This window comes from Aurantivibrio infirmus (assembly GCF_054767315.1).
Window position 1 is genome coordinate 468,095 of record NZ_BAAFSK010000003.1, and the last position, 22,479, is coordinate 490,573.

Consider the following 22,479-nt stretch of genomic DNA (forward strand, 5'->3'; position numbering starts at 1 on the left):
GATATTTCGCTAACGTTTCTTTTAGCTAAGTTAGCGCGATCTATTTCTGGCCCATATACTTTTTTCACATTGATACAGCGAAAGAATGTCTTTTGAACCAGGGTGTGAATAATCTGAGTTGAAGCTAAAACTGAGTTTCTCTAAAGTCCGAATTGATCGCAGGTTCGAAGAGCTGGTTATAGCGAGCAATTTATCTACGCCATGGTCTTTAAAAGCGTAATCCATACACACCAGTGAGGCTTCGTAAGCGAAACCTCGGCTCCAATAATTTGATAAAAAACCGAAGCCTAAATCAATATTTTCCAACGAGTCGCGTTTAATCAAACCACATATTCCAATAGGCACATTGCTGTCAGAATATTCCACCATCCAAAGGCCGAAACCGAACTTGCGATACATCGAAATTATTTTATTTTCAATATACTCCAAAACCTTGTCGGTAGAATCGATGTCATGATCTCCGATAAATTTCTTCCAAGCAGGCTCATTCATTAACTCGAGCATAAAACTAGAATCACAATATGTAATTTCTCGTAATAGCAATCTCTGGGTCTTCAACAAAAACAAAGTGTAAGGCCCCAGCTAGACCTATAGAAATGCTGACCAATAAAAACTAAATTTTTCAACGATTCGTCCCGTAGGTTTTAGCTAATTTTCAAGACTTAGAGCCTGAGAACATGGCTTATTAGGACCGCAAAAATGAATGTCGAGTCAACTATTCCACCCGGCGATCCATAGTTTCGTCAATCGAGGTTGGGTTGGCCCATCAGTCACAAATAATTTACCGCAAAACTAGTGCCATGATGTCTTCCATTAGCTGAATCAGTAAAAATTACTTCAGAATAACAAAGACTTAGGCTCGCCAAGTATTATTTGACGTCGGTTTACTCAAATCACAAAAAGAAGAATAAAGCCGCCACGAATGCTTACAAAAGCTTCACATTCCTTAACAAATTCTTTTATAATTGCACAGTCTTGGTACCTAACAATTATCGATACTGTTAAGTTTGAGCCGCCCCTAACGTTCACTCTTAACAAACTAAAAATTAATAAATAGTAAATATTCTTTTAGTTGAAATCGATAGTTTACAAAAAAACATTTTAGTGTAAATAAAATAATAAACTGAATTTATGGGGGATGAGGTTACACATTTTATCGAGCTAGCGGCTATTTTTTTGTCCAAGCTACTAAAAAGATTTGTAACCTGATCCCTGCCACAAATTTCAATCCATTTATAACTCTCTAATGGTGCTTCAACGATCCGGTTGATAAAGCGCCGTTTAATCGGCTGCGTCGCCGATAACTAGAACGAGGTGGCACATGGATATAAATTCAAAAGTAATTCCTTTACATCTTCACCCCTTAGGTTTCATAGAAGCCTTCACTCATTTTGGTGCTGACTTACCAGAACTGTTAAAAAATACTGGCATCAACGAAAATATGCTCGGCAGTAAAGGCGTGAAAATTTCTTATGCGCAACAACACGCATTAATTGGTAACGGAATTCGTTTATGCAACAAACCTGGCATCGGCTTATTGGTCGGCCAATTTATGGAATGGAGCTATAACGGCCCGATTGGCGCTATCGTCAATTGTAGTCCCAGTTTACGCGACGCTGGTGAAGCCTTTGTGCGTTACTTAATGATTGCGCAACCCTATTACGCGATGTATTTAACCAAGCCAAAATACTACGTTGATGATCAGGGTATGATTATTGGGCCCATTCGCTATTTTGTAGCTGATAACAAGCACCCAGAGCTACAACTGTTCGAATGTGAATATCGTTTGGCGGTAACACTGCGCTTATTAGATATGTGTGGTAACAAATCAGTTGAAAATACCGATGTGCATGTCGGTCTTCAGTATCCAGAGCCCGCTCATGGCGAACTTTATCGGCAGCTACCCTGCACTTCTGTTAAATTTAATTGCGAGCAATCTTATATCGCGTCGCACTTTACTTTTGTCACAACGCCCTGGCGCATGTTTCGAAAACACGCTTACGACCGAATTCTGGCGCAATGTGAGGAAGAATTTAAACAAACTAATATTGAGACCACGTACAAAGCGAAAGTGCGTTGGCACGTCAGCACGCTATTCAATCAACATGCTAGCTTAGAAAAGGTCGCCGAAATACTTGGCTTATCACCTCGAGCCTTGACGCGAAAACTAGCGTCAGAAGGAACCAGCTTTCGCAACATCATGCATGACGTGCGCATGGAAATAGTCAGCCTTCATCTTCAAGAGTCTAAATTAAGTGTCGAAAAAATCGCTAGTATCATGGGGTTTTCGAGCGCCTCAAGTTTAAGGCGCGCCATTAAAAATTGGAGTGGTAACTCCGTCAGCTATTTTCGTTCCGAGACCCCACACATAGGATTGAATGCTAATTTTAATAAGCAAAGAGAAGCAGGCTAATCACAAATAACTATTCGTCAATTAAAATAAGAATCCATCTATGTCGCAGAAGAATATTTTTTTATCGATCGTAGCCGTACTAATGATTATTGGTATCGCCGCTTACTGGAATTTTTTTAATCCAGGCTCACCTTCGGTGCCCATTCCTGTGCCAAATGCCGCAATAACCGACAAAAATACGGTTGCTCACCAATGGCGATGGGAAAACTTTTCTGATGCGAAGTCTAATGGTGCTGAAAAACCCACGCCGCAAGAAACAACGGACAATCAGAATAAAACTTCAAGCAGGGAAGAAGTTCCTTACGACGTCGTGCAAATTTACGACATGTTGCAACAAGTTCGGCTCGACGAAAACGGCAATGTTCTCATCGATACTGAAGCAAAACTAGCTTTAGAAAAAGCCTTCACCAAGCTAGGGCCAGATATGAATTTTTACGCCATCAGCCAATTACAAGAACTCATTGAAATTGGTTTGCCGGGCCCGGCTGGAGAACAAACCGCTGAAATTCTTGCGCAATTCTACGATTACCGATTGGCTGAAGAAGAATTATTAGCCCAGTCTAAGGCCTCCTCCAGCGACGAAGAGGCTGAAAACTATGAGCGACTCGTGGAACTCAGACGATCCTATTTAGGGCCAGAAGTTGCCGATAAACTCTATGCCGAACAAGAGATACGATCCCGCCACATGTTCGCGTCTATGAACTTATTAAGCAATCCAGATTTGAGTGACGAAGAAAAACAACAAAAACAACGAGAGCTTAAACTACACTTGAACGAACAGTTGGTGTCTCGCAATCTAATCGATCCAGAATTCGCCGTAGCAGAAAGAGTATCGCTACTTCGCGAACAAGGAGCGAGCGATTCTGACATATACAACGCTAGGGTAGAGCTAGTTGGTGTAGAACGAGCCCAATCCTTAGCAAGTGCAGATAAAGAACAAGATCAATGGCAACAACGCCTTGACCGTTATTGGCAAGAACGCCAGCAAATAGCCCAAGCGGGTTTAAGCGACGCGGATCAGCAACAGCAAATTGAATTGTTATTAGCTAGACACTTTAGCGGCGAGGAAGTTAATCGAGCGCGAAATAGTAGACCGCAAGAAACGGACTAGATTTTATTCCACGTCTTTCAATTTTTCTAAAATGTATTTGTGTTTTTCCTATTACCTCAAATCGATTCGTTCGGCTTGGCAAACCAAGTTCTTATTAACACAAAACCAAAAGCCACGGTGATAAAAATTAAAAATAAATTCGGGTGGCGACTATAAAAAGTATTGCCGCTCTCATTTTTAAAAATAGAAGCAAGCCATGAAGCGTTCTCAGAGGTTGGCCTCGCTATCAAAGGCACATCCACAACATAGGCTGACGTTTCTCTGTAAGCGCTTTGAAAGAGTTTTTCACCACTGGGTAACACAACGGCTCCCGGGCCGTTATTAACGGCGTGAACAAATGGCAAACGGTTCTCTACACTGCGTAACACCGATGCTGCTAAATGTTGGTAGGGTTGCCGAGTATCGCCAAACCAACTGTTGTTCGATTGCGCCAACAGTAGCCGACCTTTTTTGTTTTGATTGGTGGAAGCGTTGGCCACTGACTTCGCGACAAAGTTTGGAAACATGACTTCGTAACAAATTAACGGAATTATCACCGCCTCGTTGGTATCAAAATATTCCGGTTTTGAGCCAGCCGTAAAATCTGTAAAGAAGCTCCCAAACTCTCTGCGCAACCACCGTTTAAGTTCTTTGTTCGTTTGTGAACTGAAGCCGCCCACCCAGGGCAAATATTCTGCCACTGGAATAAGCTGCATTTTCCGATACTGCCCCGCCAGCTCTCCATTCTCATTCAGTAGCGTCGCAGTATTGAATTGCTGACTTCCATCGGCGTCTCGTTGAAATTCTCGATCTTGAAATATAAGCGGGGTTTGCCAAGCGTTGACCCTTTTTCGGTAAGCCTCTCGCACAAATTCTCGATCATAATAATCCCGCGTACGCATTTCCGGCCAAACGAGTAAATCGACTTGGTGCTCTATTAGCTGCTCAGCCATCGCCATTTCCAAAGGATAGGTTCGGCTAAATCCAGGGTGGGGAGCGGAGGGTTTTGTACTGGGTGGTTGATTCGCTTGCACCATACCAACCTTTAAGGTCGATGCATTTTTTTGTACTGAATGCCAATAGGGCAAACTCCAGGCGCCGTAGCCAAACCACAAAAACACTAAGGTATAGGCAATTCCTACACTGCGTTTTGCGAAATAGTTTTTGCTAAGTATCGCTTGCGCAATCAAACCATTGACCAGAGCAACGATAAAATCTAGCCCATGTACGCCGGTAAATTCAATGCCTTGTAGGGCGATGAGAAACTCACTTTGCGTTTCACCTACCTGGACTGAAAACAAGGTGGGATAAAACGCGAAAACACCACTAACGATAATAGCGAAAACCCATAATCCAGAATTACTTCTTCGGCAGTATTGGTTTAACACGGTAATCAAGGCAATCATTTGAGCGCAATAAAGCCAATACACTGCGGCGAGACTTACACTGAGCGCTAACGAGTAATTATTGAGAAGCTGAATAAAATCCACCATCCAATAGGTGGATAGAACGTAAAGCACAATGCCCGTACACAAACCCAAACGATAGGCCTGAGCCAAGGAGTGAGTATGCCGCAAGGCCAACAGCAGCGGCACAAACGCTACCCAAGCTAGTACAAACAGCTGCGGAAACAAAGACGACAAAGCCAACAATGCGCCTGAAGAAGCCGCAGCTAAAAGGGCAAAAAATGGCTGATGTTTATGAATTGTTTGAAAACGCATAGATGTTTTATTTTGCTTTTCTAGCTTATTGCGCTGATTGTTCGAGATTATGCGCCAAATCTTCTAACGCTGCCTGTTTTTGCTTCTCACTTAGGCTTTCATCTTTTTGTATCGCTACGGTGGCAGTCATGTGGCGCATTAAACGACGTTGCTCAAGAAATAATTTTTTCGCCAGCTCTTTGCCGAGCACTCGATCCTGAAGCTCAAACAACAAGCCTAGATTTTCAACCCCATCGCCCGCCGCATTAGCTAGGGAGTTTTCATTCCACCACATCACTTCTTGTTTTTTATATTCTGAAATTTTTGTTAACAGCGAGATTATTTGTGAAACTTGGACATCGTCAAACTGTTGTTCTGCCAAAAATATAACTCGATCTAAATGTGTATTTTCAAAACCCTCGGGAAGCTGCTCAAGTGCAGTACTAAATTGCGATTCGGTATCAGCATCCACAACAAGGAGATCACTTTCAAAGCGCAGGTCAGCGAAAGCAGACTCGATTTCCGCGTAATTCAGGCTTTCGAAACTAGCAGACCACTTTGATAGCTCGAGAATCGATGGACTTATCTCTATGGCGCCGGATTGAATGACGATATTTTTTTGCCAAATAAAGTGGATGGCAAGCATCACAATAAGACTCAACAACAGGCCTCGTTGCCAGCCTAGTGGCAGTACCCAGTTTAATCGCATATTTAAAATGTGTTCCTATATTACTAAGTGCTCAATTACTAAGTGCTCATGTCCCGCTGGTCACTAGATGACACTTTGTTCCAGGCTTAAATGAAAACCAAAAAAAATCGTAAAAATATCGCTATTCTTTTTTAATATCGAGTAGCTCTACCTCAAAAATCAATACCGCGTTAGGGCCGACATAGTTTCCCGATCCCTCCTCACCATAAGCCAATTCGGCAGGAATCGTTAATTCCCACTTTGCGCCTACTGTCATCAACTGAAGAGCCTCAACCCAACCCTCGATAAGTTGTTTAACGATAGTAATATGAGGCTTGTTTCGCGTGTAAGAACTATCAAATTCAGTTCCATCAATAAAGGTTCCTACATAGTGCACCGTCACTTCGTCTAATTCTGCGGGCTTGTAGTCACCACTGCCCTCAGTGATTATTTTGTACTGCAGTCCACTCTCAGTAACGGTCACTCCTTCACGTTCGGCATTCGCCTCTAAGAAAGCCTCTCCTTCCTTTTTATTTTTTTCAGCTATGACAAGTCGCTCGGCCTCTTTCTTTTCGTAATGCAACTTTTCATAGTTTCGTGTTGTACTAGCCACTTCTTCAGCGGACATTTTTACTTCGCCACCGCTAAACACATCTTTCATTCCGGACATCATAAGTGCGACATTTAAATCAATGCCCTCTCTTTTAAATTTGTCAGCCAAGTCTACGCCGTATGCATAGCTAAATCGCTCATCCAAAGTAACAAGGTCTAGCTGTTGCGCTGCAACGACAGTTTCCGCTTCTTCTGCTGTTGAACTTTGAGGTTGAGTTTTTTCACTGCACGCTACGGTAAACACCGTACTCGCCGCTAATATCAGAACTATATTATTATATTTTTTCATCTGGCTTTCTCCGACCTTATCACCGAAATAAGGCTGATATATTTTTAATTAAAGTTGTTGTTAAGTTCGATCAGGTAGGAATGATTTACATGTATTGTTACTAATAAAAACTCGCAAGAATTTTTACGGGCTTATAGTTTAGCTGACCTATTCTGCTAGAACATCTCCCTACAAGTTTCAGCGCATCCTAAGTATACGCATGTGAAGATCGATAGTAGCGTACCACCGAGTATTTTTGAAGATTGAAATCTATCACTCACCACCAAGTAAGAGCCAATAAAAAAACCCCAACCCAAAGGTTGAGGTTTTTAGAAAAATCAAAAACTAAGAGAAATTAATCAACCATCCAAAGGTTGATATATTCTCTTTGGAAACGACCGGGGTCGCCACCAGTACCAGAATTCGGCGCAAAGTGAGTGCCTGAGCCTGATTCTTGAATGTAAGTTCCTGGAGAGTTACGACGACAGTTTGCACCGTTCGAAGGAAATGCTGGCGCTAAAGTGTCACCTGAAGTGAAAATACAAACCACGTCAGTGCTCCTAGAAACAGGGCGATCAATACGCGTGGTGAAAACCGTATCAGGCTGAACAGCGATAACACAATCAGCATCTACAAGATTAGCAGCATTAAAAGAACCGCCACCGCCTTGAGAGTGACCCGAAGTACAAACGATTGGGTTTGAGCCAACGATGCTAGCATAACGGCTCTTCGCTTCATTGATAGCGTCACGAACGTCGCGGCCATTACCTGATGAAGAAGTTTCTGCAGCGGCTACCAAAACGCATTGTTCTGCCGCAGCTTCCAACATACCGTCGTAAGAGCCAACTGTACCACCAGTACCGTTACCCCATCCTAAGATCGCATAAGTACCACTACCACCACTTGGCACAAAAAAAGTCGTAGACGATCCAAATGGAGATACTTCGGTAACGCTGCAAGATCCGCCACCGCCGCCAGGGCGGGCCATGGCTGTTGCTGACAGCAAACAGCTGGCCAAGACCGCCGTACCAACTATAAGTAGATTTTTAAATTTCATATTTTTACCCTTTTTTAAGCAATGTGAGTCAATACCCAGACACAACCACAAGGAAAATACACATCCAGTGATGATGGCGCTGAGTTATCTAGCTTTTTTATTGATTACGGCAAGACTGTGTTATGTAGTGTTAATTGGCTCACCGTGAAACCATTCTAGGCAAACCTTTTAAAAAACAATATGACAGCACTTTCGCAATTTCAGCAAAATTGGTAAGTTCTGCAGTTTCATTTCGAGTTTCTGGTGAAAGTAGATGAATTTTATGCCTTTCTAATTCAACGGCTCGATATGTTTTTTAATTCGTTATTTAACACCAAAGCCTTTTTGGCGCGTTTAAAAACTTGAGGGTATAAGCATTCGAATTACCGCGCAAAAACTATGGATTTTTCGTAACCGATTAGTATCGACTCACCAGCGCAAGTGTTTGCTTGATTGACTGGTCAATAATGTCAATTTCTATGGAAGTTTTTGACAACAATTTTTTTAAATCAGATAAACAGTAGGGATTATTTTTTAGTAAGGAAGGATTTAGCGTCAACGATAGCGTTGCGATGCAGAACCAGACGCTAGTTGTCATAAAGATCGGTTTGATTAGATAAACGTGGCGACCAAGGGCATAGCGCCGATAAATATTCCTAGCGCAAAAAGTATTACCACTAAACTAATAATGAATTTTTTCCATGAAGCGAGATCATCCCATTTTTTAGCCGAAGCGACGAGTGATTCTCCCGCTAAAACTTCGACCAAGCCAACAAGTGCATAGGCGGCTAAAAGGATAGATAACATTTTGGTGATACCTGAGATCACTCCAAAGTACGCCAGCAAACCACACAGAATTGAAAACGCTGAACCTATCAGTAGTTTTTTCTTTCCTGAAGCTTGAGATAGGGGAGTTTTTTGTGCTTCTCTCACATCTTCAATAGTTTTTTCTTGTGGGGGTTTGTACGGATCTTTAGTCAATGTTTTCCCTCAATAAATTTGATATATAAACAGCAGTTAATTACTTTCCACTTCAATTACAAAGAATGGGAATTCCTAATTGTCTCGGCTCACCAAGCCCCACACCCTAGTAAGGAGTAGTGCGAAAAACTGAATAATGTATCTATTCATATTTCACTTAACAGTTTAATACCTAGCTCGGTCAGATCTAGCCGCACTACCAATTTCATTTTTTGAATATCTTCTCCTCAATTTGGCGGCATATCTTTATCTAAGCATTCACTCCTCTTAAAGTGTAATGCCTTACTCCCCATCGACGCTAACAACTCGGCATTTCTCTCAGGAATCCCATCAATATTCGGATAAGCCTCAATTGCTTTTTCAACCAGGCTCTCTGGTAACAAATGCAACATAGGATAAGGACTTTTATTGGTGTAATTCTCCGCGTCATCAATTTGCGTATCAGAAAATTGATAGTTGGGATGAAAACTCGCGATTTGGTAAACACCTTCCAACTTCATATCAACCAATAAAGCATCTGCAACATCAAGGAATTGATTGTAGTCGTAGAAATCTTGGAGAACATTTGGATGAATAAGTAAAGTAGTCGTTTTATTTTTATCTTCTACTAGCAATTTCAGTCCGGCTTGTAAATCCGCAAGCAAATCCTCTTCAGTTGTGGCCTCGGAAACGGAAAAATGCAAAGCTCCGGTCACCAGTTCTTTCTTCGCAAAAGGACAAAGATTGAAGCCAACCACAAAGGTCTCAACCCAATTCCGCGTAATCTTTATTACCCTATCTCTATCCATTTGCTCTCTTTTAATAGTTCTTAAAATTCTTCGGCGAGATCAGCAAGCGCGAGGTCGTTATGGTCGCAAGGCATATACGCATTTAATCTCATCACTTACGAATAATCGGCGACAAACTGAATATTAGAACAAAGAAAACACCATAAAAATAGCCAATTATTCACACATATAAACCGGCGGCATGAGCAGAGGACCATGCCCACTGAAAATTAAACCCGCCAAGATGCCCGCTGACATCCACCACCTCACCAATAAAATATAGCCCCTTCTGACCTTTAACTTCCATCGTCTTAGAACTCAGCGCATCCGTATCAACTCCGCCCAACGTCACCTCCGCAGTCCGATAACCCTCGGTCGAAGACGGCTTTAAATTCCAAGCATTAATCTTCTTACCAATTTCCTGTAAACTTTTATCATTAAACTCGGCAAGCGGCGTCTCCCCTTGCTCTGGCCACCATAGCATTTGTAACTCTTTCAACAACGCTTTCGGCAAGTGCTTACTCAAGACTGTTTGCAGACGATTCTTTCCCGAAAGACTCTTTTCTTTTATCAATAAATCTCTCGCGTCCGTACCAGGCAATAAATCAATCACTATTTCGTCACCCAAGTTCCAATAATTTGAAATTTGTAACATCGCTGGGCCACTTATGCCACGATGCGTAAACAACATATTTTCGACGAAGGATTGTTTATTGCATGTAACCTCTATTTCTAATGCTAAGCCAGATAAACGTTCACAAAGAAGTTTGGTGGCGTCACTAAACATAAAGGGTACCAAACCCGCTCGACGTTCGGTGAGCGGGAGCGAAAATTGTTTAGCGATATCGTAGCCCATACCACTTCCGCCCAAGCTAGGAATTGACAAGGCCCCGGTTGCAACCACTAGCGATTCCGCCACCATGTGATTAATTTTATTATCGTGCAGATATTTTATTTGGTACGTGTTCCCACCCTCCCCGTCCTGACCTGCACGTATTTCCGTAATTTCGCATTGGGTTTTTATTTGAACACCAACCCTTTCACATTCTTTCAATAACATGTTGAGAATGTCTTTTGCCGAGTTTAAGCAAAACAATTGGCTATGCTTGCGTTCCTCAAAGGCAATACCGTGATCTTCAACCATGGTGATAAAATCCCACTGAGTAAAACCCTTTAAAGCTGATTTACAAAAGTGCGGATTATTTGAAATGTAATTTTCAGCTGAGACGAAATGGTTGGTGAAGTTGCAGCGACCGCCGCCAGACATAAGAATTTTTTTACCGGCTTTATTCGATTTTTCTAATAGCAATACTTTGCGACCTCGCCGCGCTGCGGTGAATGCACAAAACAAACCCGCTGCACCCGCACCCAATATTACGACGTCTACTTGTGTCGCTTTTTTATCGAGGCTTTTACTCACCGAATTACCTCTAATCCAGAATCGAAGCAGCTATCAACGCTACGTAGCTCCGCAAGGCTTAGATCTCGACACCGCCCCTGAGCGAAACTGGAATCCAAGCACAGTGTACCGATCGCGATTCGTTCCAGTGCGATCACACGGTTTTGAAAACGTCCGAACATACGCTTAATCTGATGGTAACGCCCTTCAACTAATTCAACTTTAGCAACATTATTCTCGACAAATTCTACGCTCGCCGGTCGCGTTGTTATATTTTCGTAATTAAAGAACATGCCTTCAGCAAAACTATTTATGTAGTCTTCTCTTTCGCTCAGATCTGTTAGGGGATTTTCTAATGTTACCAAGTACGTTTTAACAATTCGATTTTCCGGCTTACATATACTGCGAGACCATCGACCGTCATTGGTAAGTAAAACCAAACCCGTAGAATTAAAATCTAAACGTCCGGCGATATGAATATCGCTGAAATCTGTTTCAGGCCCATCATTACTGCTTGAACCTAGCGGGCGATAATGCTCTCGCAGCAGATCTAGAACGGTTCGATGCTTTTTATCTCTAGTGGCGCTTACAACACCCGCAGGCTTATTCATCACAATGTAACGCGGGATATTGGCTTGAATAATCTCATCATCGCACTGCACGAAAGAGAATTGATTGACTACGCGAGTCGCATCGTCGACCCCATGGCCGTCAACGCTGATGCGGCCTTGAATCAGCATTAAGCGAGTATCCCGTAGACTAAGGCGAAGTTTGGCACTGAGAAATCGATCGAGACGCGCTCGTTTTGATGACATTAGAAATTTCCGGTTAACTAAGCCTTGATGATTACAAAGTTATCGCAGCTTACCGAAATATCTTTAAATTACTAGCGGGTCTAGCAGGCAAAGAAAAAAGGGGGCATAGCAAGAAAGTGAACACAAGAAAAGGAAGCCTAGCAGGCCCCCTATACTTCCAACCACTCTTTACGAACTTGTTCGTTGGCCTGCATTTCTTGTGGTGTTCCGTCATACACCATACGGCCATGGCCCATGACGTAGACGCGGTTGGAAATTTTTAAAGCGATCGTGAGTTTTTGCTCGACTAATAAAATTGAAACGCCCCGACTCGCAATGACCTCCAAAAGCTCACCGACTTGTTTTACGATCTTTGGTGCGAGACCTTCGGTAGGTTCATCGATCATAACTAGATCGGGGTCGCCCATCAGAGTGCGGCAAATCGATAGCATTTGTTGTTCGCCACCAGACAATACACCGGCCAACACATCCGCACGAGTACCAAGGTTTGGAAAAATTTCAAACATATCCGCTTCGCTCCAGCGGCTATTTTTTTTGCCTCGCTTAATACCGAGTTGTAAATTTTGCCGTACCGTAAGAGTCGGAAATACTTCACGATTTTCCGGCACATAACCTAAGCCCAGGTTTGCAATGGCGTGTGAACTTAAACCGGAAATTTCTTTACCTTTAAAAGTGACGGAGCCTTTCGCGTCAACTTCGCCCATTAAGGCTTTTACTGTGGTTGAACGACCGACACCGTTGCGACCTAAGAGGCTTACGATTTCGCCTTCATGAACATTAAAATTTACGCCGTGCAAAATATGGCTTTTGCCGTAGTAAGCGTGGAGATCTTTGACTTCAAGCATTGTTACTTTCTCCTCGCTCGCTCTCTTCTTCCTCGTCTTCATCCTTTCCTAAATAGGCTTCTTGTACATGCGGATTATTGCGTACGTTCTCGGGCGTATCAGTTGCAATAATTTCGCCATACACCAAAACTGAAATGCGATCTGCGACATCGAAAATAACATTCATATCATGCTCGACCATCACTAATGTTTTATCTTTGGTGATGCGCTTTACCAACTCAATAGCATCTTCTGCCTCGCTGTGGCTCATTCCAGCAATCGGCTCATCCAGCAAAATGGTATTGGCACCACCAGCAATAGAAATACCTAACTCTAACGCTCGCTGCTCGGCATACGCTAAAACACCTGCGATCACGTTTTTTCGTTTCGACAAACCTATTTCTTCTAGTACCATATCAGTGCGTTCGTTTAACTCTTTTTGTTTTGCAAGACGCTGCCAAAAAGAATATTTATAGCCCATCGACCACAATAAGCCACAACGAATATTTTCAAAAACAGTCATGTTGGCAAAAATATTTGTCACCTGAAAACTACGCGTCAAGCCTAGGCGATTAATAGCGAAAGGCTGAAGACCGGTAATTTCGGTATCGTGCAAATAAATAGAACCGGAAGTGACGGGAAAGCGGCCGGTAATTAAATTAAACAGAGTAGATTTACCTGCCCCATTGGGGCCGATAATGGCATGGCACTCGCCTTCTTTAATTTCTAGATTTACATCACGAATGATTTTGGTAAGGCCGAAAGATTTATTTACACCGCTGAGTTTGAGAGCAGACATTAGCTACGGCCCTCGCTGACGAATTCACTGTTAATATTTTCCCATTCTTCCATTACGCTGCTTTTTAAAAACCTAACTAAAAAGCCCGACACCAAGGTTAAACCTATCAACACGACCCAGGGCATAATGGAATGAGAACTGAATTCGATAAAGTAAAGCGACATACCGTAATCATCACCCGTTGCTTCGCGAGCATGACTGATTAATTCCATTAAACCAGCAGCACTTAAAATCAACACAACAAAGGGAACAATGATTAATGCATAAGGGCGATAAAGGTTTTTTAAACGACCAATCTTAAACGCTTGATGATGTTTCATGATCACGCCACTAATACCGCTGGGCATGTAAAGCACTGTCACTACGAACAATATGCCAAGGTATAGCATCCACAATTCAGTGTAATTACCAATCACCGAACTCAACAAGGTTAATAAAATTGCGCCAACAATCGGCCCAATGAAGAAACCTAAACCACCAATGTACGCCATCAACAGTACAGTGCCTGATTCACTCAGCTTTAAATTTTCTTCGGTAAGAATTTCGTAATTGATAGCGAATAAGCCACCGGCAATACCCGCAAAAAGTCCCGATATACAAAACGAGATATAGCGCACACGTTGTTGGTTGTAGCCAACAAATTCTGCCCGCTCAGGATTGTCACGCACCGCGTTTGCGATGCGCCCTACCGGCGTTTGCGTATACAAATACATTAAAATGGTTGAGAGAATTAACCAAAAAGCAATAACATAATAAATTTCGATCTCTTGCGTAAACATAACGCCGAACCATTCCGGGCCATAGGTTCGATCACCACTCACACCGCCTTCGCCACCGAAAAATGCCACAAAAATTAACGCGCACGCGGCAATCATTTCTCCGACGCCCAGAGAAATCATCGCGAATACCGTACCTGCACGCTTGGTAGAAAAGCTGCCAATAATAAAAGCAAAAAACAAACCGGTGAGACCACCAAAGAGAGGAACTAAAGGTGTTGCGATTGAAAATATTTCTTCTTCAACGTAATTCAACATGTGCACGGTGACAAAACCACCAAGCCCGAAGTACACCGCATGGCCAAAAGACAACAAACCGGTTTGCCCCAACAGTATGTTGTAGCTCAACGCGAAAATAATCAGGATCGCCATATCATTTAAAATGGAGACGCCGGCACGAGAATCAAAAATCAGTGGTGCAACAAGTACCACGACGATAAAACAAATCCAGATAGCGCTGGAACGTAAAAGTTGTATAGGCATTAGGACTCTCTCTTACCCATAATTCCACGTGGCCTGAAAATAAGAATCAACACCAACAGTAAATACGGTAACACTGGCGCAATTTGCGGCAGGGTCATTGACCAAAGATCGCGGAGCGCGTGATCGTCACTGAAACTCAATCCGAATACATCCAATAAATCACTCACACCATAATCCAAAGCAATCGCGTAGCTTTGCATTAAACCGATAATCAAGGCGGCAATAAACGCACCGGCTAATGAACCTAAACCACCGACCACGACAATCACAAATACAATACTGCCTAAACTAATCGCCATGCCTGGGTAAGTCGTTAACCAAGGTCCGGCGATCACACCTGCAACGCCAGCAAGCGCCGTTCCCACGCCAAATACACCCATAAAAATGAGCGGTACGTTATGGCCTAAAGACGAAACCATGTGGGGATGAGTAATGGCAGCTTGAATAATTAAACCGATACGGGAACGTGTTAAGACGAGATAGAGACCGACGAATATCGCAATGGCTATAAGGATCATGAAGCCGCGATAAGCGGGAAAGGTTTGATCAAAGATTTCGAACAAGGCAAAGTTAAGTGATTCCGGACCTTGGTAGTTTTTTGTTTCGCGCCCCCAGAAAAATTGCACGCCCTCTTCAATTAAAAAGGCAAGACCAAAGGTAAACACTAATTCTGCAACATGCCCTGACTTATGAACCTGGCGCAAACCATAGCGTTCTACCAAAGCACCTAAGATACCAACGATAATCGGGGCAAAGATTAAGCCCACCCAAAACCCCGTATACTGGCTGATGGTGTAGGCAAAGTATGCCCCCAACATGTAAAAACTCGCGTGCGCAAAATTTAACACGCCCATCATACTAAAAATAAGTGTTAGGCCACTGGCTAACATAAACAGCAGCAAACCCATCACCAAACCATTTAGGGTGGAGAAGATTAATATTTCGCCCATTTACTACAAACCCTGCTTTTATTTTTATTAATATTTTTTAAATTATTTTGTAAGAACTTTTTATCCTACCGCCGGTTAACAAGAGCGGTTGCAACAAAAATCACTCACGTGGACGTCGCATTTTGCAGGAAGTTTCGGTGATAGTATCTTCTAAGGCGATGATTTTTTCTGCTTGCAAACCGTATCCAGAATTATCCGCATCGAATTCGACGTCGCCGGAGTGAACAGAAATGGACAGTGGTTGAAACAATTGATGGTCAGTAGGACGCATCCATAAATCTGTACCATCTATTGAAGTGGTTTTCATATCCTCCAAGGCTAGCGCTACCTTATAAGGATCGGTCGAACCCACTTGCTCAATGGCCTTGGTCAGCATATTAATTACAATGTGTGTGCGCTGGTTAGTGATATCCGAATCTGGATACTTTGCTTTGTAGCGATTGTGATAATCCGCCATGTAAGGACTGGCCGGAGGATTCGATTGACCATTGTGGACAACGCGTATACGACCAACACCTGACTCACCAAAAGCGGCGCTATTACCTTCGTGAGAACCATAAAAGGTGTATATAGGAATGTCTAAGCCCGCATCAATAATACCTTTTGCCAAACCCAACATGTCCGCGCCCCAATTCCCAGTAATGACGGCGTCAGCTCCAGAGGATTGGATTTTTGTTATATACGGTGTGAAATCTTTAACACGCTCCATTGGGTGCAATTCGTTACCCACTATTTCGATATCTGGGCGTTTCTCAGCGAGCATTTTTTCCGCAGTAGCTGCAACGGCTTTACCGAATGAATAATCTTGACCAATTACATAGATTTTTTTTATGTCCGGACGATCTTTGATAACGTCGGTTAGCGCTTGTAATTTAATATCGCCATTCGCGTCAAAGCGAAAATGCCAAAAATCACAATTTTCGTTAGTTAAGGCGGGGTCAACTGCCGAATAATTTAAATATAAAACGCGCTCTTCTGGGTTACGACGATTATGTTTTGAAATCGCATCGCTTAAGGCGTTAGCGACCGCTGAACTGTTCCCCTGAACGATAAATTGAATACCTTCACCGGTAATTCTTTTTAATTGCAATAAGGCTTCTTTTGGGCTGGATTGACTATCGAAAGTAACAATTTCGTACTTTTTACCACCGAGTACGCCACCCTTGCTATTAACTAATTCTTCAATTGCGAATTCAAATTGATAGAGGCCGTTGTAACCGGTCACCGAAAATGCGCCAGACAAAGGATCGAGGTAGGCGATTTTAATAACATCATCATCAGCTGCACTTACAGCTCCCGAAAACACTGTAGCTAACAGCGCGAATAAAATATGTTTACGCATACCTATTTACCTCGAAGGTTTCTTATTAGTAGTAGCTTAGATACCTAGCTAATTTAAAATGTTCAGACAATTATTTTATTTTTATAAAACTTAACAAACAGAAAGTATCAAAATGCTTTTATTTTTCAAATCAAATATTTTTATATTTTAAAAAATAAATCAAAATTATTTTTTACTTAGTCGGTATTTTTTTGTTCTAGCTTTAGTTTCAGGACCATTGCAATAAATCGTGTAGTCCTGGGACAAATCTACCTAAAACATTCCTTAATAGCGGTTATATTTATTTATAAGTCCAGGCGCTTTATTCGCGTCGCGGTCGGCCACTATACGGCAAAAGAATTTCCAAAGTCCAGCCTATAAAGCCCGATAAATTCACTTGAGTCCACAATATAGTTAAAGCTGATAATTGCGACAATTTTAGCTGATACACTTACCGATCTTAACAACCGGCTTCTACACTCAGCAATTTTCCGTAACGCTCGTTTTCGACCACAAAAGAGGATTTATTCTCCACCATCAATTCGGACAATAACAGAGATATATCATCTGCAATCTTAAAAAGCGCCAAACCAGCCATAAATCGTACAAATGCTATGCTTTACTACAGAAAATCGTGAAAAGAGAAACAAGAGCTTTACGAACACCGGTGACTTTAAAGTTCTAATTGGTCGTTTTAATTGACCCTAGACCCGGATATATTCTACAGTTGACGGCTTTCTTCGCACCTTTTTGGTGTTTAAAAAGCTAGCGTGATTGGTGTATTTATCTACCAGTTCGCGTTAACGATTTACTTTACTAGCTTATCTATTTTGGAATGCTTATGACTCTCCCCGCTGTTCTGCGAGACAACTTGAAAATACCAGTTATCGCCTCACCCTTATTTATCATCTCTAATCCTGATCTTGTAATTGCCCAATGCAAAGCAGGAATCGTCGGTTCGTTTCCTGCACTCAACGCGAGACCAGCAGAAGTTTTGGAAGAATGGTTAATTAAAATCACAACGGAACTTGATGCTTACAATCAAGCAAACCCAGATAGCCCGGCCGCTCCTTTCGCGGTCAACCAAATTGTTCACGGCAGTAATGATCGCCTGCAACACGATGTTGAAATGTGTGTGAAATATAAAGTGCCTATTATCATTACCTCACTAGGAGCGCGCCCAGAATTAAATGAAGCCGTTCATTCTTATGGTGGCATTACCCTGCATGACATTATTAATAATCGTTTTGCAAAAAAGGCCATCGAAAAAGGCGCTGATGGATTAATTGCCGTTGCTGCGGGCGCCGGTGGTCACGCGGGAACCACATCACCTTTCGCTTTAGTACAGGAAATTCGCGAGTGGTTTGATGGGCCATTAATTCTTTCTGGCTCCATTGCAAATGGTGGAGCTGTCCTCGCAGCGCAAGCGATGGGCGCAGATATGGGATATATCGGCTCTGCTTTTATCGCCACAGAAGAAGCTAACGCTGATCAACGTTACAAACAAATGATTGTTGATTGCGCCGCTGACGACGTGCTTTACTCAAATTTATTTACCGGCGTTCACGGAAATTATTTGAAGCCCTCGATCGTTAACGCGGGACTAGATCCCGACGATCTGCCCGTCAGTGACCCAAGCAAAATGAATTTCGGCTCTGATCGCACCAAAGCCTGGAAAGACATTTGGGGCTGCGGGCAAGGAATTGGCGCCGTTAAACAGATTCTTCCCGCCGCAGAACTTGTCGCACGCTTGGAAGCAGAATACCACCAAGCGAAGAAAAGCTTATTGGCTTAATACTTCCAAACCTTAAGTAACAATAAAAAAAGTGGGCTTTTTAAAGACCCACTTTTTTATTGCCTGTTGCTTCCAATCACAGAAATATTCTATTATCGCCCTTCGGTTAATTTCCTTAACCCAATTTTTTTGCTGGCACTTTTTATTGCGTTCATCAAACTGCAAAATCTTGCGCCTAAAATTGAGAACTATGAACATCGCTATCACGCGTTTTGGACACATCGGACGGCACTCAAACCACAATTTGTTAAAGTGGTCGCTGCTATTTGCCTTACTGTTTTCTCAATTCGCCCTCGCCTCCCATCATCACGAGGATGCTCAAGACCTTGCGAGTCATTTCCAAAATCACGATTGTAGTACTTGTTCGAACTTACACAGTCTAGAACACTCGGCTCACTCCCAAACCACCTTCAATCTCACTTCACCCGCGGCATCAGTAGCATTTAAAGAAATTTTTACTGCTTCTAGCAGCCCCAAATTCCTCCACACACAAGCTCGCGCACCACCCTCTCGATAATTTCCCAAACAAAATATCGCTCACTGTAGCAATTTTTTCTTAGTTGAAACTCGCGTAGAGATTTTCGGTTATCTGCATTTGTATGATTTAACGGAATCGTCCGCCTTGCCTGTGACTTTCAACACGGAAATAAAAAATATACGCGCCAACGGATCACTGTATCAATTGGCCGATGGAAAATTTATTGAGGAAAGTAATGAAGAATATAATCAGCAAATCACATCAATCGGTATTCATATACCTAGCCGCGGTAATTTACGGCGCAACTTGTAGCAGCACCTCTTTCGCGCAAAATGACGAAGGTGCCCATCAACATAATCACGGCGAGATCGAAGAGATTATTGTCAGCGGTTCGCAAGGAAAATCCAAAACTGAAACCGCGTTACCGGTTCACCTAATCAACGGTGAGGAACTACGAAACAGCGCGTCCACCACTCTCGGTGAAACCATCCAAAATCAAGTTGGGGTTCATTCAAGCTCATTTGGCGTCGGCGTTGGCCAACCGGTTATTCGCGGGCTTACCGGCAACCGAGTGAAGGTCTTGCAGAATAACTTGAGTACTTTAGACGCGTCGAGTGCGAGTCAAGATCACGCCGACTCGGTGGAAGCCTTGTTATCTGAGCAAATCGAAATTGTTCGAGGTCCCGCAACTCTGCTCTATGGCAATGGCGCAATCGGCGGTATCGTCAACGTGATCGATAATCGTATTCCTAAAACCTTAGCACCTTCAGCCTTTGGTGGCGCTACCGAAATTCGACACTCGAGTGTTAACGATAGCAACACTCTGGTAACAAAACTCGGAGGCAGCATAGAAAAAATTTCTTGGTATTTTGACGGCGTTCATCGCGATAGTAATTTCGTCGAAATTCCTGGCTACGCCCTGGATATTGAATCGATAGAAGCGCTCGAACACCACGATGAAGATGAAATGGAGGAAGAAGAGGAACACGAAAACACCAAAGGCTTTGTAGCGAATTCTGATACCGAAGCAGAAAACTTTACGATCGGTGGATCGTGGATTGGCGACGACAGTTATTTCGGCATTGCTTTTAGCAATCTAAAAAATAATTATGGTATTCCGCCCGGCGCGCACCATCACGAAGAAGGTGAGGAAGAGGAGGAGGAAGGCGAGGAAAATATTCGCATTGACCTAGAACAACAGCGTAGTGATATAGAATTCGGTCAGAAATACACTGGATTTATTGAAGAACTGAACGCTCATCTCACATTTAACGATTACGAGCATAAAGAACTTGAGGGTCCGGTTGTTGGCACGCGCTTTAAAAACAAAGGTTTCGATAGCCGCGTCACCGTCAAACATCAACACCACAAAGGACTGAATGGCGTTTGGGGCTTGCAGTATGGTGATCGCGATTTTAGCGCCGTTGGTGAAGAATCTTTCATACCCGCCGCTGATATTTCAAACCTCGGTTTTTTTATCCTCGAAAGTATCGATTTATCACCAACAATTATTGAACTTGGCTTACGCGTTGATAAAGACAAAATTAAAACTAAAGCCGCTTGCGATACAGACACGACATCATGGAGTGCCAATGCAGCAACAATCTGGGGGATCGACGACAACACTAATATCAATGTATCGCTGAGCCGTGCGGAAAGAGCGCCGACTGTTGAGGAGCTGTTTTCTAATATTGCAGTGGGCACATGCGACATTCATGGCGACGAGAACTTAGTTACCCACGCCGCTACACAACGCATTGAACTGGGTGATCCGGGCCTCACAACAGAAGTATCGAACAATATTGATATTGGTTTTTTTAAATATGCCGGTAATTTTCGAGCCGAAATAAACTTTTTTCGTAATAACTTCAAAAACTTCATTTACCTAGCCGATAGCGGTGAAATCGACGAAACAATTGTCAGCCAATATTTACAAGACGATGCAAGTTTTCAAGGAGCTGAAGTGCAATTGTCCTACCCAAGCACTTTTCTGGATGTGCATCATTTCGACTTCACAATATTCGGAGACCGGGTGAAGGCGGAATTGGACAGCGGTGAGAACATCCCCCGTATTCCACCACAACGATTCGGTATCGAACTGCAGTACCAAGTAGGCGACTTCTCCGCAAAACTGAGAAGTACTAAAGTGAGTGCGCAAAAAGACGTGGCGGAAAATGAACTCGAAACCGAAGGGTATACACGTATCGATGCGCAACTAGATTACCATCTACAAGCTCAAGGTTTGGAATGGGTATTTTTCGCGAAGGCTAGCAATTTAAGCGATAAAGAAATCAGAGATCATACTTCGTTACTTAAAAACTTCTCGCCGGCGCCGGGGCGCTCCATTGATCTAGGCGTTCGTTTAAGTTTTTAAAAACTTCGCATGGTATTTAATGTGCTCTTCGATAAATGTCGCAATAAAGAAATAGCTGTGATCATAACCGGGTTCAATATTTAACGTGATCGGTATATTTTTTTCTTCACAAGCCGCTTGAAGCAACTCGGGCTTCAAGTGTTCTTGTAGAAAATCATCCGCGCCGCCTTGGCTTACTAATATTTCTGCGACTGTTTTTCCCGATTTAATTAAGGCAACTGAATCGTATTCTTGCCAGTTTCTTTCATCGTCACCCAAATATCCTTGCAATGCTTTTCGACCCCATGGAACTTGGCTCGGTGCAACGATAGGAGCGAAAGCGGAAACTGACTTATAGCGATCAGGGTTTTTCAACGCGATGGTTAATGCACCGTGCCCACCCATAGAATGCCCAGTGATTGATCGACGTTGCTTATCAACAGGGAAATGGCCTTCAATTAGCGTAGGTAGTTCATCGACCACGTAATCATACATGCGGTAATTCTTGTCCCAAGGAGACTTAGTTGCGTTGAGATAAAAACCCGCGCCGCTGCCAAAATCATAACTATCATCTTCACCCGGAAGATTTAGACCTCGCGGGCTGGTGTCTGGGATGACCAAAATGATTTCGTGTTCCGCTGCATATTGCTGGGCACCTGCTTTATGCGAAAAATTTTCATCGGTACAGGTCAAGCCCGACAACCAATATAAAACCGGCAAGGGTTTTTCTTGCGCTTGTTTTGGTAAAAATATGGCGAAGGTCATGCTTGAACCACAGGCTACAGACTCATGGGAGAAACGCTTGTGCGTACCACCAAACATTAAATTACTACTAAGCTCTTGCATTGATAACTTTCTCCAAATTTTTAGTGTTGCACGCCAAAAAATACAGCGATGGCGAAGTGTACCAAGTGACACCTAAAAACCAAGT

At 42.8% G+C, this 22,479-nt stretch carries 19 protein-coding genes; 4 read left to right on the forward strand and 15 right to left on the reverse strand.

Annotated features, from left to right (window positions below):
- Positions 1 to 30: 30 nt before the first annotated feature.
- Positions 31 to 567: a GNAT family N-acetyltransferase gene (locus ACYUCY_RS08855; RefSeq protein WP_460226107.1), complete on the reverse strand. Its 537-nt coding sequence runs from the start codon at positions 565 to 567 to the stop codon at positions 31 to 33.
- 754 nt (positions 568 to 1,321) lie between these two features.
- On the opposite strand from ACYUCY_RS08855, the gene ACYUCY_RS08860 reads away from it, so the two are divergent.
- Together ACYUCY_RS08860 and ACYUCY_RS08865 are read left to right on the forward strand one after the other, a co-directional pair.
- Entirely contained in the window at positions 1,322 to 2,413 is a 1,092-nt protein-coding gene (locus ACYUCY_RS08860) for an AraC family transcriptional regulator (protein ID WP_460226108.1), read from the forward strand.
- Between the two features lie 40 nt (positions 2,414 to 2,453).
- A complete protein-coding gene (locus ACYUCY_RS08865) occupies positions 2,454 to 3,524 on the forward strand; it encodes a lipase secretion chaperone (protein ID WP_460226109.1) in 1,071 nt (356 codons plus the stop codon).
- 56 nt (positions 3,525 to 3,580) lie between these two features.
- Here ACYUCY_RS08865 and lnt read toward each other — a convergent pair whose 3' ends face one another.
- From lnt to ACYUCY_RS08930, 13 genes are all read right to left on the reverse strand, one after another.
- Entirely contained in the window at positions 3,581 to 5,224 is a 1,644-nt protein-coding gene (lnt, locus tag ACYUCY_RS08870) for an apolipoprotein N-acyltransferase (protein WP_460226110.1), read from the reverse strand.
- A 25-nt stretch (positions 5,225 to 5,249) separates the two neighbouring features.
- Positions 5,250 to 5,912: a lipase secretion chaperone gene (locus ACYUCY_RS08875; protein WP_460226111.1), complete on the reverse strand. Its 663-nt coding sequence runs from the start codon at positions 5,910 to 5,912 to the stop codon at positions 5,250 to 5,252.
- A 121-nt stretch (positions 5,913 to 6,033) separates the two neighbouring features.
- Positions 6,034 to 6,792 (reverse strand): FKBP-type peptidyl-prolyl cis-trans isomerase, encoded by a 759-nt coding sequence (locus ACYUCY_RS08880; RefSeq protein WP_460226112.1) that lies wholly within the window; start codon positions 6,790 to 6,792, stop codon positions 6,034 to 6,036.
- A gap of 334 nt (positions 6,793 to 7,126) precedes the next feature.
- Complete coding sequence (locus ACYUCY_RS08885; protein ID WP_460226113.1) at positions 7,127 to 7,828, reverse strand: hypothetical protein; 702 nt, start codon at positions 7,826 to 7,828, stop codon at positions 7,127 to 7,129.
- Positions 7,829 to 8,419: 591 nt separating this feature from the next.
- Positions 8,420 to 8,788 (reverse strand): hypothetical protein, encoded by a 369-nt coding sequence (locus ACYUCY_RS08890; RefSeq protein WP_460226114.1) that lies wholly within the window; start codon positions 8,786 to 8,788, stop codon positions 8,420 to 8,422.
- A 227-nt stretch (positions 8,789 to 9,015) separates the two neighbouring features.
- A complete protein-coding gene (locus tag ACYUCY_RS08895; protein ID WP_460226115.1) occupies positions 9,016 to 9,576 on the reverse strand; it encodes a DUF1415 domain-containing protein in 561 nt (186 codons plus the stop codon).
- 160 nt (positions 9,577 to 9,736) lie between these two features.
- Positions 9,737 to 10,975 (reverse strand): BaiN/RdsA family NAD(P)/FAD-dependent oxidoreductase, encoded by a 1,239-nt coding sequence (locus tag ACYUCY_RS08900; protein WP_460226116.1) that lies wholly within the window; start codon positions 10,973 to 10,975, stop codon positions 9,737 to 9,739.
- Complete coding sequence (locus ACYUCY_RS08905; protein ID WP_460226117.1) at positions 10,972 to 11,769, reverse strand: 16S rRNA pseudouridine(516) synthase; 798 nt, start codon at positions 11,767 to 11,769, stop codon at positions 10,972 to 10,974. Before ACYUCY_RS08905 ends, ACYUCY_RS08900 begins: the two co-directional genes overlap by 4 nt.
- Before the next feature lie 149 nt (positions 11,770 to 11,918).
- The gene (locus ACYUCY_RS08910) at positions 11,919 to 12,614 is read right to left on the reverse strand and encodes an ABC transporter ATP-binding protein (protein ID WP_460226118.1); all 696 of its coding nucleotides are present in this window, start codon (positions 12,612 to 12,614) and stop codon (positions 11,919 to 11,921) included.
- Positions 12,607 to 13,392 (reverse strand): ABC transporter ATP-binding protein, encoded by a 786-nt coding sequence (locus ACYUCY_RS08915; RefSeq protein WP_460226119.1) that lies wholly within the window; start codon positions 13,390 to 13,392, stop codon positions 12,607 to 12,609. Before ACYUCY_RS08915 ends, ACYUCY_RS08910 begins: the two co-directional genes overlap by 8 nt.
- Positions 13,392 to 14,651 carry a branched-chain amino acid ABC transporter permease gene (locus ACYUCY_RS08920; protein ID WP_460226120.1) on the reverse strand — a complete coding sequence of 420 codons (1,260 nt, stop codon included), beginning with the start codon at positions 14,649 to 14,651 and terminating at the stop codon, positions 13,392 to 13,394. The genes ACYUCY_RS08915 and ACYUCY_RS08920 overlap by 1 nt, the downstream gene beginning before the upstream one ends.
- Positions 14,651 to 15,601, reverse strand: coding sequence for a branched-chain amino acid ABC transporter permease (locus tag ACYUCY_RS08925; protein ID WP_460226121.1), 951 nt, complete (start codon positions 15,599 to 15,601; stop codon positions 14,651 to 14,653). Before ACYUCY_RS08925 ends, ACYUCY_RS08920 begins: the two co-directional genes overlap by 1 nt.
- Before the next feature lie 100 nt (positions 15,602 to 15,701).
- Positions 15,702 to 16,943 carry a branched-chain amino acid ABC transporter substrate-binding protein gene (locus tag ACYUCY_RS08930; protein WP_460226122.1) on the reverse strand — a complete coding sequence of 414 codons (1,242 nt, stop codon included), beginning with the start codon at positions 16,941 to 16,943 and terminating at the stop codon, positions 15,702 to 15,704.
- Between the two features lie 820 nt (positions 16,944 to 17,763).
- Between ACYUCY_RS08930 and ACYUCY_RS08935 the strand changes: the two genes are divergently transcribed.
- Together ACYUCY_RS08935 and ACYUCY_RS08940 are read left to right on the forward strand one after the other, a co-directional pair.
- Positions 17,764 to 18,717, forward strand: coding sequence for an NAD(P)H-dependent flavin oxidoreductase (locus ACYUCY_RS08935; RefSeq protein ID WP_460226123.1), 954 nt, complete (start codon positions 17,764 to 17,766; stop codon positions 18,715 to 18,717).
- Positions 18,718 to 19,430: 713 nt separating this feature from the next.
- On the forward strand, positions 19,431 to 21,569 hold the full coding sequence (locus ACYUCY_RS08940) for a TonB-dependent receptor (protein ID WP_460226124.1): 2,139 nt from the start codon (positions 19,431 to 19,433) through the stop codon (positions 21,567 to 21,569).
- Here the strand turns inward: ACYUCY_RS08940 and fghA are convergent.
- Positions 21,558 to 22,394, reverse strand: a complete 837-nt coding sequence (gene fghA / locus ACYUCY_RS08945) for an S-formylglutathione hydrolase (protein ID WP_460226125.1) — start codon at positions 22,392 to 22,394, stop codon at positions 21,558 to 21,560. The two genes, ACYUCY_RS08940 and fghA, sit on opposite strands and share 12 nt — an antisense overlap.
- Between the last annotated feature and the right edge of the window lie 85 nt (positions 22,395 to 22,479).